Consider the following 15,708-nt stretch of genomic DNA (forward strand, 5'->3'; position numbering starts at 1 on the left):
TTAGTATTATTTTCAACCCATTGTTATATCCTTTCGTAACATTAGTGTAACAGTAAAAACTTATAGTAATAATAAATATTTATTTTAAAGCTATTAGGAGGAAAATATTTTGAAAGTAATAGGTAAGATAATAAGTGGTTTTACTATATTAAGTTTTATGTTGATAATATATGCTACGTACATAGAAAGAACTTTATTAACTGTGAAAAAAGAGGATATGGTTTTAAATGATAATTGGAAAACAGAGCTTAAAGTTGTTCAGTTTACAGATACTCAACTTGGAGAATTTTATGATTTAGATGAACTTGGACGAGCGGTAGAAAAAATTAATGGTGAAAATCCAGATATAGTGGTCTTTACTGGTGATTTAATAGATAATGCATCTCAATATGATAGTTTAGATAAAATATCAACTGTACTAAGTAATATAGAAGCAAACTATGGAAAATATGCGGTATATGGAAATCATGATTATGGTGGAGGAGCAGTAAATTATTATGAAGACATTATGAATGAAGCAGGTTTTAAAGTACTGAAAAATGAAAATGATAGAATTGAATTTGATAATTTTAACTTAAATATTTTAGGTGCAGATGATGCTTTAATAGGAAATTATAGCCCAGAAGATACGGTTATGAATATTAATAGTAAAGATGTTAATATATTGCTATTACATGAGCCTGACCTTATAAGAGACTCTTTAGATTATCCAATTAATTTAACATTAAGTGGACATAGCCATGGTGGACAAGTATATATACCTTTTTATGGACCGTTAAAAAAGACTTATTTAGCAGAAACTTATACTAAAGGTATATATAAGTTTGATAATGAAAAAAATACAAAATTATATGTTAACAGTGGACTTGGAAATACAAAGTTTCCTTTTAGATTTTTTAATGTGCCACAAATTACAGTTTTTAATTTAAAAATATAAAATATTGTATTATAGTTAATGTAAGAATAGACTATAATAATATATAAATAAGTTTTGATATGGAGGAGATTAGAGTGTTTGAAAAAATAGATGATAAAAAGAAAACACTAGATTCTAAGAGACCGTTAAATAATCATCAATTAAAAAATCTTAAGAAATACTTTGATATAGAGTTAACATATAATTCAAATGCGATTGAAGGTAATACATTAACAATAACGGAAACCAAGGTTATATTAGAAGATGGAATCACTATAGGAAAAGGAAAAAGTCTAAAAGAACATTTAGAAGTTATAAATCATAAAGAAGCTATCGATTATGTTGATGATATAGTAAGTAAAAACTTAGATATATCAGAGAGTGTAATAAAAAATTTGCATTATATAATATTAAAAAGCATAGATAATAAGAATGCTGGTCAATATAGAAAAACTAATGTATTAATAAGTGGTAGTAAACATAGACCACCAGAAAGCTTTTTAGTAGAAGAAAAAATGAGAGAGTTATTGGGTTGGTATTTTGAAAATAAGAATATTTTACATCCAATACAATTAGCAGCAGAGTTCCATTTCAGATACGTATATATACATCCTTTTATAGATGGAAATGGAAGAAGTGCAAGATTACTTATGAATTTAATCTTAATGAGAAGTGGTTATCCTATAACTGTTATAGAAACAGAGCACAGAGAAGAATATATGCGAGCTTTAGAAAAGGCTTCTACAGAAGGAACCTTGCATGATTTCATAAATTTAGTAGCATCACAAGTAGAAAAAAGTATAGACACATATTTATATATAATAGGTTAAAAGGAAAGTCATTTCAAAAAATATGGTATTGAAATGGCTTTATTTTTATATAATTTTTTAAAATTTTAAGTAAAATTTTGCATGTTGACAGTATGAACAAAAAGATATAAAATAGTTCGCATAGAAACTAATTTAATTTTAATGTTCTAATTAGGAGATTACATTTATGAAAAATTTAGATAAATTAACACCAAGAGTAAGTAAAAAAATATTATTATTAATTGGTGGAATAGTTTGGGGTTTTGCAGGTTTTAGAGTATTAACTATAGGATTAAATGATGTAAAGATAAATAATGGTTATAGTATATTAAGTTTAATTATAGCAACTGTAATATTATTTATGTTTTTTAAATTTATATTTAATAAAATGTTAAAAAAACACACTAAAAGAATTATAAATAGTAGTTTAGAAAAGCATTGTGCATTTTCATTCTTTGATTTTAAAAGCTATATAATAATGGGTAACTAAACTGTTACAACAAATTTAAATAAAACTATACAAATATGTATAGAAGTATAGATTTGAAAACAGAAAGCCCTCTGTATCATGTGAGTGGTGCAGACTCGGTGTTAATTGCTTTGAATCCCTAAAGCCTTACAACCAAAGCGAAACTAAAAATAGTAGGCGTAATGGTGCGAAAGCAGAAAAAATAGTAAGGATGGCATAAGCTGAAAAAAATCCAATTAGGTTATATGAATGGATAATCGTGACACATATAATACGTTGGGCGTTAAGTGCTGTAAAACAATGGGTGTTTAGCAGGGAAGTCCCTAAGTCAAATGATATGGGAAACCTTCAACGACCATCTCCTTGAGGGAGAGTAAAACCACAAGCTAAAGGTGGAAGAAAAATACCGCATCTCAAAAGAGATGAAGAAATGGTCTACGCTCATGTGAAAGCATGAGAGGTCTACTTGTAAGAGAAAGACTGCTATAATGTTGCGAATTATAGTGAATTAGAAAAATATATACAAATATAAAAAATGTTTACAAATCTCTTGAGTAATGATATTATAATCTTAACAAAAAAGAGGTGGTATATATGGAATTAATGTCCATTGGAAAGTTTGCTAAAAAAGTTGGTGTAAATGTTGTTACGTTAAGAAGAATGGAAAAGAAAGGTGAATTATTACCTGCTCATGTTTCTTCTGGCGGCACAAGATATTATTCAATAGAACAATTGAGTTATTTTGGAAAAGCAACAAATACAAACAAATTAGTTATTGGCTATTGTCGAGTTAGTACGCCAAGTCAAAAAGATGATTTAGTTAATCAAGTAAATAACGTTAAATCTTATATGATTGCCAAAGGTTATCAATTTGAAATAATAACTGATATTGGTAGTGGAATTAATTATAAGAAAAAAGGACTAAAGCAATTAATTAATAAAATCAATAATCGTGAAATAAGTAAGGTTGTAATCTTGTATAAAGATAGACTTGTTAGATTTGGTTATGAATTGATTGAATATATGTGTGAAATTAACGGAATTGAACTTGAAATTATAGACCATAGTGAAAAATCTAAAGAAGAAGAATTAACAGATGATTTAATTCAAATTATTACTGTATTTGCAAATAGATTGTATGGTCAAAGGTCTAAAAAAACTAAAAAGCTTATAGATGAGGTAAAGAATAATGATAATAGCAACTAAAATAAAGTTAAAGCCTACAAATGAACAAGAAATTTTATTTTGGAAATCTGCTGGAGTTGCAAGATGGTCTTATAATTATTTTTTAGCTGAAAGTGAAAACTATTATAGCCAGTATAATAAAACACTTAAAGAAGGTGAAGTCAGAAAACACATTAATAACGTATTAAAAAAGACTACACATACTTGGTTAAGTGAGGTTGGAAGTAATGTAATGAAACAAGCTGTGAAAGATGCGAATTTAGCTAGAAAAAGATGGTTTGAAGGTCTTTCAAGCAAGCCAAAATTTAAAAGTAGACGAAAAAGTAAAATTAGTTTTTATGTGAATTATGAAAGTTTGAAAGTAGTCAATGGTGGCTTTAGAGGTGAAAAAATTGGATTTATAAAAACATACCAGCCTTTACCTAAGTTAAAAAAAGGTGAAAAGTATTCTAATCCTAGAATATCATTTGATGGTAGGAGTTGGTTTTTATCAGTTGGATATGAAAAAGAGTTTGAAGCAATTGAGTTGACAGGTAAAAGTTTAGGTATTGATGTCGGTATTAAAGAACTTGCTGTTTGTTCAGATGGTGAATTTAAAAAGAACATCAATAAAACTAAAAAAGTAAAAAACCTTAAACGTAAATTAAGAAGAGAACAACGTAAAGTAAGTCGTAAAATTGAAGCTAATATAAAGAGCTATGATAAAAATAGAAGACCAATTTATAAAACACCTTTAAGAGATATGAAAAATATCCAAAAGCAAAATCAAATAATTCGTAATTTATATAAAAAACTTACTGATATAAGAACAAACCACTTACATCAATGCACAAGCGAGATAGTGAAAACCAAGCCATCTCGAATTGTAATGGAAACTCTTAATATCAAAGGGATGATGAAAAATAAACATTTATCAAAAGCAATACAAGAACAAAATTTATATGAATTTAAAAGACAAATAAAATATAAGTGTGAAATTTATGGAATAGAGTTTGTAGAAGCTGATAAGTGGTATCCATCATCAAAAACTTGTAGCTGTTGTGGAGCTATTAAGAAAGATTTAAAACTTAAAGATAGAACTTATGTATGTCCTTGTGGTTTAAAATTAGATAGAGATTTAAACGCATCAATTAATTTAGCAAATTATTCAATTCAGAGTGCCTAACACTAACTAGGTTCTGAATATGTACGTAACGATACTACGGAATTCAAGCCTGTGGAGGGTTATAACAAATGAAAGTAGTATGTGATTTATCACTACAAAATCAGATTCGTTGAAACAGGAAGATACAAAATGAAAGCCTTATGGTATAAGTTGTATCACAGTAGAAATGTCAACATTATTATAATAATGTATATATTTTTCGTATCGGATTCATGATTTCATTAGGTGTAGGTGTAAGAAGTATAGGTGTATTTAACCCTGTATATGTAGGAGATTTTTATATAGGATTAGGCTTTGCACTATTTATTTCAGGATTATTATTTTTAATAAACTCATTAAACTTTCAAAGAACTATAGAGAAATATAAAATTTAGTAATTAAATTAAAAACCACATCTTTAAAGTAAAAGATGTGGTTTTTTAGCTAATTTTTAATTATTTAAATTTGCATCAAGTTTAAGTAGTGAGTCTATGAATGTTTCATTAAAAGTTTTAAGATCTAGTATGGAAGATGGCATATTTACTTTTTTACCATAACTATCAAGTTTTAAACATCCTGTAGCAAGATCTGATGAATTACTATTTATAGTAGCAATTTCATCTTTAAAAAGCTCTGGATTAGTTATATAAATAGCTGCAGCTACATCCCAGTTACAAAAACCATTAAATCCAGTTAAAGATTCATTAAGGTTACACCAAGGAAGTATTTTATCATAAATGTAATTAAGAACCTTATTAGGACTAGTTTTAATTTTTTCTAATTCACAAGGTCCAAACAATGCTTCCATAGTAGTGTGGCCATTAAGTATAGATATCTTAGATGAAGAGTTTATAACCTTACTAGATGCTTCAGGGTCACAAGAAAAGTTAAGTTCATTAACTTTATGACCTGATATAATTAAAGGTTTTGTAATTCCACCCATAAGAACAATTTCCTTTACATTATCAAAAAAACTATTGTCATAAAGATATGCACCATATATATTAGTTAATGCTCCAGTAGCCAGTACTATAATTTCTTTAGGATTATTCTTTACAGTATGGGCTAAAAACTTACTAGCATCACTAATTCTATTATTTTTGTCTTCACTACCTTTATAAATTGATATATTTAAATTTAAATCTTTAATTAGGCTTAAAGTAGTATCATAAACTACATCTAAAGAGTTATTTCCATAAGTTAAGGTAACCCCTTCAAGGGATATATCATCTTTACCTAAAAGATATAAAAGAGTTAGTCCATCATCTACATCACAATTAGGTACGCCCATAGTGTTATCACAATCAAAAATTATTCTTTTCATAAGTAGTCCTTTCGATCTATTTAAGTCAATTTTTTCTTAGCATTTTTATTAGAAGCAAATTTTTTTATAGCTAGTCCTAAAGCAACTAATGCTATTACACCAGTTATTATTCCAAGGAAAAACTTTGAACCTTGATCTATATTTTCGCCAAGCATTGAGTAGACTATTGTAGCAGGAAGTTGTCCAAGTCCAGTAGCCCAGAAAAAAGACCAAAGGCCCATGCTAGTAAGACCGGCAGCATAACTAACTACATCAAAAGATATAAATGGTAAAAGGCGAGCTATTAATATTGCGTAGTTACCATATTCATCAAAAAAGTTATCTGTTTTATCAAGAAGTTTTGATGAAGCAAATTTTTCAGCAGCAGGTCTACCATAAATTCTAGTTATGTAAAAACACATTACTGCTCCAAGCATAGCACCAGTCCAAGAAATAAAAGCACCAAATCCCCAACCAAAAACATATGCGTTAGCAAAAGTAATAACAAAGGCAGGTAGAGGAGCTGCTATTGATTGGAACATCATAAGTAGTATAGACACTATTGGTCCCCATGCGCCAAAGGAAATAATATATTCTTTCAATTCTACTATGTTAAGAGTAGCTAATAAAGTTACAACATAGTTTAAGTTTTCTCTAACTGTTGGTACTAAAAAATATATAAGTATTAAAATTACTAGTACCGATAATTTATAAATTGTAGATTTTTTCATGTAGTTACCCCCTTTATAAATTTATGATTAAGAGTTCTTAATTTCTTTTGATTTTTGAAGTTTATTTTTTAGTATAAAAGATATACCAAAAAGTAATATAAGCATAAATATTGCAAAGATAAATTCTGGTGATTTAAAATCTAAGGCTTTATCACCAAGATTTGAAAATACAACTACTCCTGGAATTATACCTATAATTGTTGCTAGTAAAAAATTTTTAAATTTAATACCTGTAAGTCCCGCACCATAACTTATTATATCGAAAGGGATTAAAGGTATAAGCCTTAAAATTAATACAGTAAAAAATTCTCTATGCCCTTTTGATAAAAAATTAAAGCTATGTTTATTTTTAGTTAATTTTAAAATTAAATCTTTACCAAAATAAGAGGCTATAAAAAATGCAAGGCTCCCTCCAAAAACAGCACCAATAATTGTGTATAGGCTACCTTTGACCACTCCAAAAGCCATGCCACCTGCAACAGCTAGCAGTGCATCAGGAAAAAATGTAAGTGGAACAAAGGTAAACAAAATGATATAAATTATTGGTCCTAATTTCCCAAAGGATTCTATAAATTCTTTTAACTGCTGCGGAGAAGCTTTTCTTAAAAATTCCGTATTAGTGAAAAGAAAGTAGCAAATTATTAACAGCCCAATAAAGGAAATAATTTTAACATATTTATTTTTTTTCAAGATGTGAATCCTCCTTAACCAAGTCCTTTTTTATTTTATATCTATTTTTCCAACTGCTTAAAGCGGATATATTTACTTTTCTATCAACAAAAAGAGTATCTTCATCTTCAAAAATTAACTCTAAAATATGATAGCTATTCTTGTCAGAGTTATTTATAGCAGAAAGACATCCACCACAATAAGTTATTACATTATCACTATTAAGTGAGTTTATGCAATTGTCTTTAGTTTTTTTAGATAATACTGGATTACTTAAATGAACAATACCACCTAAACCACAACAATTATTAGTGACATCTTTAGAATTTAGATTATATCCTAGACTTTCAACTACATACCTAATTCCATCACCAATTTCTTTGTAATCTAGTCCTTGGCAAGAATCTTTAATAGAGAAAGTTAAATTGGAGCCTAGGCCTTTTCCTATAGAGTTTTTAGGAATACCTATTTCACTAAATAATGACCAAAGAGAAGTAATTTTTATATCTTTAGTTTCATCTTTTAAAACTCTAAAACAAGATTGACAAGCTGTTATTATTTCAATATCATCATTGTTAAACTTTTTTAAAGAGCTTATAAACTGAGAAAAACGTTTGTCAAACAAATCACGTTTGCCAAGGTCTTTAGTAGGTTTGTTACAACAATTTAGTATAAGTCCTACATCTCCTAATTTTTCTTTTAAATAGTTATAGGTTTTAAGTGAAAGATTAGGGCTATATCCATTTAAAGAACAACCAGGCATAAAAAACTTTTTAGTATTTTTCTTTCCATAAACTCCTTTAAAGATAGTATTATTACTAAAGTTTTGGTGGAAATCCATAGCTTTATGACCTTTAATAGGTGTTTTACCGTTATTAGTAGTTGTTATTTCTTCTCTTAATAAAAAGAAAAGCTGTCCTAAATCTATGTCTTTAGGGCAAACTCGTTTGCAACAACTACATAAGCTACAATAGTAAGGAAGATTTATATCAATAGATGAATTTTCTAAATCACTTATAAAAGATTTAGGTGATTTTATATATTCTTGTAGAAAAGGACAAATATTTACGCACTTTTTACAATTAATGCAATCACTTTTATAGGTTTTAAATATAGAAGTGTTTATAGTTTTTTTAGATTTAAACTCTGTTTTCATAAATAATCCTTTCCTCAACTTTAAATTTTTCAACAAAGGATAATGTATTGCTATCTTTTGTTGCTGTTGATTTGAAATACAATAAATCTTCGAAGGTATCTATATCACTAATTTTTTCAACAATACCATAGTTTTTATTATTATTTTTTATTATCTGTAGTGTATTTTCAAATACATCAAAATTGCTCCAACGAATTGGACAAAGCAGAACATCATCAATAAAATTTTTACATCCAATTAAATAGTAGCCACCATCGAAGGTTGGCCCAATAACAATATCTTTACTGTCTAATACTTTAAAAGCATTTTTTATTATTTCGCTATTTAAAGTAGGTATATCACAGCCAGTTAAAACTACTTTTTCATAACCTTTGTTAAGTAAAAACTTTATAGAGTTATTCATCTTTTCCCCAAGAGATTTACCTTTCTGTGGATAAAAATCAATAAAACTTGGAGCGATGTGGATTAAATCTTCAACATTACCATCATTTAAATAAGTTAAATATATATCTGAGCAATCTTTTAATTCATAACTCATATTAAATAAATCTTTTAAAAAGGCAGTATGTAAGCTAGCACATTCATCACCACTTAAAAAAGGCATTAAACGTGTTTTAGTTTTCCCACTAAGAGGGATTCGAGACATTATTACATAAGCATTTTTCATTACAATTCCCCCTTAATTTGTTAATCTACTGAAAAATATGGTTTTAATAGTTTTGAAATAAAATCTATATCTAAATAGCTTTTAATTTTCAAGAAAATCTCTTCATTTTTTATAAGTTTATCTTCACTTTGATATTTTACAAAAGCCATAGCACACCAACTTAATGCTCTTAAATATAAATAAGGATTATAAATATTTATAGATTCTTTTATATTTTTATATTTAAATCCACTTTTATTACAGTATTCTTTTAAAAAGTCATCCTTATTAATATCACTTATAATGTAATTACTACGCCAAAGAGTAGTTGTATCAGCTAAAAATTGAGTTAAGTCTTGGCATGGATGTGACAAAACAGGTTTTTCCCAATCTATTAGATAGTTTTCGTCTCCAATTATAAAATTATGTGAATTAACTTCTGTATTATTTATAGATAAAATAGGATTTTCTATGAAATATTTTTCAAGATGCAAATTATCTTCACACCAGTTAATATATTTTTCAAAGAAATTTTTAATTTTTATGTCAGGAATATCACTTTTAAAAAAGCTTTCTAAAAGCCAATTTCCTTCTTTTATTCTGTCTTGTAGAATGTTATTTTCTATTATAAGTCCATGATTTTTAGGAACTTTAAGAGTATGTATTTTACTGAAAATATTTGAAGCTTTAATTAAGTCAGTAGAGTAGTTTAGGGGTTTACCTTTTAAAAACTCCATTATAAGTATTCCAAAAGGAAAGTTTTTTCTAGAACCATCTACATATATTGGTTTAGGTGTGACATTAGAACCTTCAAGAAGTTTTAATGCGTTAAATTCATATTCTATTTGGTTATCCAATCTTAATTGGCTAGCAGTATTAATTCTAAATACTAATTTTAAAGTTTTATCATATAAAATATAGTTAATGTTATATTCTCCTTGAGCTAGGAATTTAACTTTAAAGTTTTTGTCTAATCCAACTTTACTGTATAGATTATTAATATTTAAATAGTTTTTTATATCTAATGAAAAATCCGTAGTCATTAAAATCACCTTATATCTTTGTATATTTTAGATAGTTTATCTGGCGGAGTTCCTAATAAATATAATATTTTTATTTTATGCATTAAAATATGGGTTTTAAATTGGCCACCATTTATAAATCTTCGAGCTGAGGTACCTATTGGTGTTTTTAAAACTTTAGTTTTTCCTTCTCTTTTTAGCCTTGTAGAGAACTCCCAATCCTCCATAATAGGCATTTTTTTAAAACCTTCTAATTTGAAAAATACATCTTTTCTTATAAAAAGTCCTTGATCTCCAAAAATTAATTTTAGATATTTTGCTCTTAGATTTGAAGTATAGGAAATATATTTTAAAAATATGGTTTTAAAGTCATAAAAATAAAGTGAGAAACACCCACCTATAAAGTTTTCTTTAATTGTTCTTTCTATATGATTAAAGCTATAATCATCAATTATAGAATCACAGTGTAAAAACCATAAAATATCACCTTTTGCATTTTTTGCTCCAAAATTTAGTTGATTACATCGACCTCTAGGGGATGTTAAAACTTTTCCATATTTAGATGCTATAAGTGCAGTTTTATCATTACTACCACCATCTACTATAAGAATTTCTTTAGGATAATTTATGTTATTTAATTTTATAAGTAATTTTTCAATATTTTTTTCTTCATTCAATGTTGGAATTATAACTGAAATCATAAAAAATCCTCCATACCTATTCTACCTGTATTATAGCATAGGGTATGTGATACTCTTATATTTAAAATATAAATAGAACATGAAGCTTCTATAGTTTAATTAAATAATACATAAAAATAATTGTGTTTTAAAATTATTGTTTGTAGAATTGAGGTGAATAAAGGTAAATAAAAATACGTAGGGTTTTAAGATGGATATTAAATTAGTTAGCATAAAGAAGCTAAATATATATGCTAAAATCCTATGGAACTATTAGAGATATAGGGAAACAAGCTCCAGTTTAAATTTATTCATCAAATTTTTGTTATCAGTTGAGAAAAATAAGTACAAATATAGTTAGTTAAGGATTATGAATTATGAATTAAGAATTTAGGATGAAAGTGGCAACCACTTTCTGAAAATGATTTTAAAAAATATATCAATATAATTTGCTTTGCAAATTTATAAAAAAATACGTTGAGAATTACTAGGAATGAAGTGAGTAGTAATAACTACAACTGTTCACTATTCACTCTTAACTTTTAACTAAAGTAATCTGTTAGTTATTGATAAAATATTAATTTGAGTTTTCTCATTTGATAAATGAATAACTTTAAGACTTAACTTGGAACCATATAGTTATTAAGGGGGAATATAAAAATGTTAAGAAATAATAAAAAAATAGTGGCTTTATTATGTGCAGTGGTAATGACATCATCTATATTTATAGGATGTTCATCTAATAATGAAGCTAAAAAAGATGGAAATAATGCAGCTCAAGAGCAAAAACAAGAAAATAAGAAAGAAGAAGATAAAAAAGAAACTGCAAAAGAATACATAAATAAAGACTATATAGTAGATGCAGATTGGTTAAAAGAAAATATTGATAATAAAGATGTAGTTATTGTTGATTGTAGAGAATCTAAAGATTATAAAAAAGGTCATATAAAAAATGCAATTAATATAGTTTGGAAAGACTTATCTAATGACGAAAACAATGTTTTAGATGCAGAAGCACTTTCTAAAAAACTATCAGAATTTGGTTTAGCAAAAGATAAAACAATAGTTCTTTATGGTGTTAAAGGTAGCTGGGGTGAAGACGGAAGAGTTCAATGGACTTTAAGATATGCAGGTCTAGAAAATGCTAAAATGTTAAACGGTGGATTTGATCTTTGGCAGTCTAAAGAATACGAAACTTCTAAAGAAGAAGTAAAACCTACTGCCGCAGAGGTTAAAGTTGATAGTTTTAAAGAAGATTTAAATATAACTACAGAACACTTAAAAGAAAATTTAGGAAAAGTTAAGATTATAGATACAAGAGAAAAAGATGAGTATGAAGGTGCTACAAAGTATGGTGAGGCTAGAGGAGGACATTTACCTGGAGCTATAAACATTAATTTTAGTACTTTATACAATGAAGATGGAACATTAAAATCACAAGATGAAATAGAAAAAATAATGACAGATAACGGAATAAGTAAAGAGGATGAAATAGTAACTTACTGTACATCTGGAATACGTTCAGGACATATGGCTATGGTATTAAGATTAGCAGGATACAATAATGCTAAAAATTATGATGCTTCATATGTAGCATGGGCAGGAACACCAGATTTAGAAGTGGAAAAATAATATTTAAATTAAATTTAGAAGCATAAAACTTTAAAGTTTTATGCTTTTTTTAACTTTAGAAGAGTATACTTAAAGTATATAGGCATTAAAGCCTATAATAATATTGTGATTTGAAAGCGAGATGGAATTGTGAGTGTAAAAATTAAAGATGTAACACAAAAAAACTGGAGAGAAGTTGAAAAACTTAGGGTAGGTGAGAATCAAAGGGCATTTATAGAGCCTAATAGTTACTCTTTAGCACAAAGTTGTTTTGAACCAGAATGGAAGTCAGTAGCCTTATATTGTGATAACTTATTAGTTGGATATGCCATGTATGGTATGGAAAAAACTAAAGGTAATGTATGGATAGATAGATTTATGGTAGATAAAGACTTTCAGGGAAAGGGTTATGGAAGTCAATGTATAAAGGCTCTTATAAACCATGTAAAAAATATATATAATTGCAATGAAATCAGACTAAGTACTCATTTAAATAATAAATTTGCACAAAAATTTTATGAAAAAATAGGCTTTAAAATAAATGGTGAGATAGATTCTAATGAACAAGTTATGATAATAAAGAATATATAGTTTAATTATGGAGCTATTACTAAACTAACTAAAGGTTAGAGGAGTAATAGCTTCTTTTATGTTTAAAATTTATTATATAAAAATGCAAAGTAGGCTTGACATTAAATGTAAAGCAAACTATACTAAAAATGTAAAGTTAACTATACAAGTATTAAAATACATAAGGCGGTGTGAAAGTATGAAAACTAGAATTTCACAGTTAAGAAAGGAGAGGAAAGTTACGCAAGAAGAACTTGCGTTAGCTGTAGGTGTTACAAGGCAGACTATTACGTCTATTGAACGTGAAAAGTATACTGCATCTTTAGTTTTAGCGTATAAAATAGCTAAATATTTTGATTTAGCTATTGAAGAGGTTTTTGATTTTTCAGAGGTGGGGGATTAGTAAAATGGAAAGATATAATGAAGTATTAAAAAAGAAAGTATTAATGTGCGTATTATTAATAGCTATAACTATACCAGCTATAATAGCTTTAACAATGATAAATGCTAAAATACCAAGTAATCATTCAACAGATTTTATTAAAGGTGTTCAATTTGGTATGTTTTTTGGATTAGAAACATTACTTTTAATGAATATTATAAAATTTAGAAATGCTCTTAATAATAAGGAAAAACTTAAATTATTATATATAAAAGAAAATGATGAACGTGAAAAGTTAATTTTATTAAAGAGCAGTTTAATGGCAATAAATATAATAACAGTTATATTAGCTTTAGGAATTATTGTATCTGGTTTTTATAATGAAATTGTATTTTTTACTTTAATAATGACCTTATTCATTGTAGGGGTAGTAAGGATTGGTTTAAAGATTTATTACAATAAAAAATATTAAATAATTAATCATGTAAGGGGTAGATGTTATGAAAGAGTTAAATAATTACATAAGGTTTGGAATATTGTTTTATGGTGTGTTTCTAATATTTAATTGTATTAATATAATTCCTGAATTTATAAAAGGACTATGTGTAGGTATAGGATCTGCATTAATATTTTTAGGAATATATTCTGAAAAACATGATATGTCTAAACTTAAAAATTGTAAAAAAGAGTTGTTTAAAAAATTTGTATAACAGTAAGACAAAGTTTTAGATGTAAGTTCTAATTGAAATAGATATCTAAGGCCTATAGTAACAATTTATTTTGATTTTAAATTATAATATATTAGCATTAATTTAAAAGGATGTTTATTCCTTGAACGTATTAAATATTTTTATTTGAGTTTTTCTATTATAGGTGCTATTATGTTTTCCTTTGGTATTAATTCAATCTTTTTTATGATATAGATAATAAATTAATGGGGGATAGGAAAAGTGAATAAAAGATTCCAGTTTATAATGTTATTAATTTCTGCATTAGGCTTTTTAATTTTATCGTTAAGTCATATATTTAGAGACTCCTTGACAGAGTTTACATTGGGGTTATGTGAAGGACTTTCTTTTGTGTTTATAATTACTTGGGGTATATATATGTGTTGTTGTTTCGCAAAAAAGAAAAATCCATATAAAATAAGTTAGAATAATCATTAAATTAATCATATATTTTGCTGTAATAAAGGGGTAATCTAGTATGAACTACCCCTTTATTATGTTACAAATTAACAATTTAATCTAACAGAGCCTAAAATTTTAAGGACAGGTTCAATTAGGTTGTACAACAATAAAAATTTCTATGCTCAATAAAACAGGGTAGACAAAATAAATTACCGAGCAAAGAACCAGTACTTGAGCTGCAAAGCAGCGTATCTGTTAGGTACTGGTTCTTTGCTTATTTTGTTATAGGAATAAAATAAAAAAAATTAAGGATTAAGAATTATGAATTAAGAATTTAGGAGGAAAGTGGCAACCACTTTATTTGAAATTGTTAGGGACTGGCTTTGATTTATTAGCTAAGAAGTACAAAGCTAGGAGAGCATTTAATTTTAAGCGAAGTAAATAAATTTTTCGTGCCTGTCTCATTTGTGATGGAGGCAACACTAGAAGTAATTGCTTATTTAAAGGCTTCACTAAAACCCAAATAAGGGTACTGGTTCTTTGTTTATTTTGTTATGGGAATACAGTAATTGTGGAATCTACAATTAAACGAAGAAAATAGACATAAATGAACCTGTCCCTCTTGTGATGGAAGTAGAACTTTGAACGATTGCATACTTAGTTGAGGTATAGATTTTTAAAAAATTGACAAAGGACAAAGGACAATGATGGAGAAAACTAGAGTTTAGTTAGTTAATAGTTAATAGTTGACAATTGGGTTAGGGATTGACAATGGACAATTGACATTTGACAATGATGGTTGAAACTGGACTAGTCCAGTTTCTTTAAATTTTAATGGAGTAAAACTTGAGGTTGAAACTGAAAATCTAAGCAGAAGTTAATAACAACGTGTAACACCGTAACAAATGGGACAGGCACGAGCAATGTAGCTCCATAAAATAAAAATCAGCTATTAAAAATTAGTTACCGTAGATAAAAAAAGCTAGCCAGTCCCCTTAAATAGTTAAAAGTTAATAGTTAAAAGTTAAGAGTTCAGCATGAAACTGGATTACCAGTTTCTTTTTAATTTAAGGGAGTAAATTCTGAGTTTATGATATCAAATTAAACAAAGTTATATTCAAAGTTTATAGCCGTAACAAGAAGGACAGGCGTACCAAAGTGAAATTTCCATAATTTATTTTCACAGTGAAATCATAATGTTATCAATAAAAACTAAAGCAATCAAAGCCGGTCCTAATAAAGTACGTTTAGTATTACTAAGAACAAAGTGAGTAGTAATAACAAT

General features: G+C 27.2%; 19 protein-coding genes. 12 read left to right on the top strand and 7 right to left on the bottom strand.

Features of this window, described 5'->3' with window-relative positions; all coding sequences use genetic code 11:
- The first annotated feature begins 109 nt into the window (after window positions 1-109).
- The 6 genes from AZI32_RS07765 to AZI32_RS07790 all read left to right on the top strand — a co-directional run bounded on the left by AZI32_RS07765 (window position 110) and on the right by AZI32_RS07790 (window position 4,918).
- Entirely contained in the window at window positions 110-937 is an 828-nt protein-coding gene (locus AZI32_RS07765; protein ID WP_061995308.1) for a metallophosphoesterase, read from the top strand.
- A 74-nt stretch (window positions 938-1,011) separates the two neighbouring features.
- Complete coding sequence (locus AZI32_RS07770; RefSeq protein ID WP_061995309.1) at window positions 1,012-1,746, top strand: Fic family protein; 735 nt, start codon at window positions 1,012-1,014, stop codon at window positions 1,744-1,746.
- Window positions 1,747-1,912: 166 nt separating this feature from the next.
- The gene (locus tag AZI32_RS07775; protein WP_206406631.1) at window positions 1,913-2,215 is read left to right on the top strand and encodes a hypothetical protein; all 303 of its coding nucleotides are present in this window, start codon (window positions 1,913-1,915) and stop codon (window positions 2,213-2,215) included.
- A 573-nt stretch (window positions 2,216-2,788) separates the two neighbouring features.
- Window positions 2,789-3,400, top strand: coding sequence for an IS607 family transposase (locus AZI32_RS07780; RefSeq protein WP_061995310.1), 612 nt, complete (start codon window positions 2,789-2,791; stop codon window positions 3,398-3,400).
- A complete protein-coding gene (locus AZI32_RS07785) occupies window positions 3,384-4,544 on the top strand; it encodes an RNA-guided endonuclease TnpB family protein (RefSeq protein ID WP_061995311.1) in 1,161 nt (386 codons plus the stop codon). Before AZI32_RS07780 ends, AZI32_RS07785 begins: the two co-directional genes overlap by 17 nt.
- Before the next feature lie 212 nt (window positions 4,545-4,756).
- Window positions 4,757-4,918: a hypothetical protein gene (locus tag AZI32_RS07790; protein WP_157450867.1), complete on the top strand. Its 162-nt coding sequence runs from the start codon at window positions 4,757-4,759 to the stop codon at window positions 4,916-4,918.
- 56 nt (window positions 4,919-4,974) lie between these two features.
- Here AZI32_RS07790 and AZI32_RS07795 read toward each other — a convergent pair whose 3' ends face one another.
- From AZI32_RS07795 to AZI32_RS07825, 7 genes are read right to left on the bottom strand one after another with little or no spacing between them, the layout of a single operon-like run.
- Window positions 4,975-5,847, bottom strand: a complete 873-nt coding sequence (locus tag AZI32_RS07795) for a nucleoside hydrolase (protein WP_061995312.1) — start codon at window positions 5,845-5,847, stop codon at window positions 4,975-4,977.
- 20 nt (window positions 5,848-5,867) lie between these two features.
- Window positions 5,868-6,557 (bottom strand): TVP38/TMEM64 family protein, encoded by a 690-nt coding sequence (locus AZI32_RS07800; protein WP_061995313.1) that lies wholly within the window; start codon window positions 6,555-6,557, stop codon window positions 5,868-5,870.
- A gap of 27 nt (window positions 6,558-6,584) precedes the next feature.
- Window positions 6,585-7,247, bottom strand: coding sequence for a TVP38/TMEM64 family protein (locus tag AZI32_RS07805; protein ID WP_082761177.1), 663 nt, complete (start codon window positions 7,245-7,247; stop codon window positions 6,585-6,587).
- The gene (locus tag AZI32_RS07810) at window positions 7,234-8,382 is read right to left on the bottom strand and encodes a (Fe-S)-binding protein (protein WP_061995315.1); all 1,149 of its coding nucleotides are present in this window, start codon (window positions 8,380-8,382) and stop codon (window positions 7,234-7,236) included. Before AZI32_RS07810 ends, AZI32_RS07805 begins: the two co-directional genes overlap by 14 nt.
- Window positions 8,366-9,049 (bottom strand): TIGR04282 family arsenosugar biosynthesis glycosyltransferase, encoded by a 684-nt coding sequence (locus tag AZI32_RS07815; protein ID WP_061995316.1) that lies wholly within the window; start codon window positions 9,047-9,049, stop codon window positions 8,366-8,368. Before AZI32_RS07815 ends, AZI32_RS07810 begins: the two co-directional genes overlap by 17 nt.
- Window positions 9,050-9,069: 20 nt before the next feature.
- Window positions 9,070-10,071, bottom strand: a complete 1,002-nt coding sequence (locus tag AZI32_RS07820) for a phosphotransferase (protein WP_061995317.1) — start codon at window positions 10,069-10,071, stop codon at window positions 9,070-9,072.
- A 5-nt stretch (window positions 10,072-10,076) separates the two neighbouring features.
- Window positions 10,077-10,751 carry a TIGR04283 family arsenosugar biosynthesis glycosyltransferase gene (locus AZI32_RS07825; protein WP_010297993.1) on the bottom strand — a complete coding sequence of 225 codons (675 nt, stop codon included), beginning with the start codon at window positions 10,749-10,751 and terminating at the stop codon, window positions 10,077-10,079.
- Between the two features lie 639 nt (window positions 10,752-11,390).
- On the opposite strand from AZI32_RS07825, the gene AZI32_RS07830 reads away from it, so the two are divergent.
- The 6 genes from AZI32_RS07830 to AZI32_RS07855 all read left to right on the top strand — a co-directional run bounded on the left by AZI32_RS07830 (window position 11,391) and on the right by AZI32_RS07855 (window position 14,447).
- The gene (locus tag AZI32_RS07830; RefSeq protein WP_061995318.1) at window positions 11,391-12,362 is read left to right on the top strand and encodes a sulfurtransferase; all 972 of its coding nucleotides are present in this window, start codon (window positions 11,391-11,393) and stop codon (window positions 12,360-12,362) included.
- Between the two features lie 129 nt (window positions 12,363-12,491).
- A complete protein-coding gene (locus tag AZI32_RS07835) occupies window positions 12,492-12,932 on the top strand; it encodes a GNAT family N-acetyltransferase (RefSeq protein ID WP_061995319.1) in 441 nt (146 codons plus the stop codon).
- A 178-nt stretch (window positions 12,933-13,110) separates the two neighbouring features.
- Window positions 13,111-13,314 (top strand): helix-turn-helix transcriptional regulator, encoded by a 204-nt coding sequence (locus AZI32_RS07840; protein ID WP_010297983.1) that lies wholly within the window; start codon window positions 13,111-13,113, stop codon window positions 13,312-13,314.
- A gap of 4 nt (window positions 13,315-13,318) precedes the next feature.
- Entirely contained in the window at window positions 13,319-13,765 is a 447-nt protein-coding gene (locus AZI32_RS07845; protein ID WP_061995320.1) for a hypothetical protein, read from the top strand.
- 28 nt (window positions 13,766-13,793) lie between these two features.
- A complete protein-coding gene (locus AZI32_RS07850) occupies window positions 13,794-14,003 on the top strand; it encodes a hypothetical protein (protein ID WP_061995321.1) in 210 nt (69 codons plus the stop codon).
- 240 nt (window positions 14,004-14,243) lie between these two features.
- Complete coding sequence (locus tag AZI32_RS07855) at window positions 14,244-14,447, top strand: hypothetical protein (RefSeq protein ID WP_010297976.1); 204 nt, start codon at window positions 14,244-14,246, stop codon at window positions 14,445-14,447.
- Window positions 14,448-15,708: the final 1,261 nt, after the last annotated feature.

The organism is Clostridium sp. ATCC 25772 (assembly GCF_001573875.1).
Classification (GTDB): Bacteria; Bacillota; Clostridia; order Clostridiales; family Clostridiaceae; genus Clostridium_J; species Clostridium_J senegalense.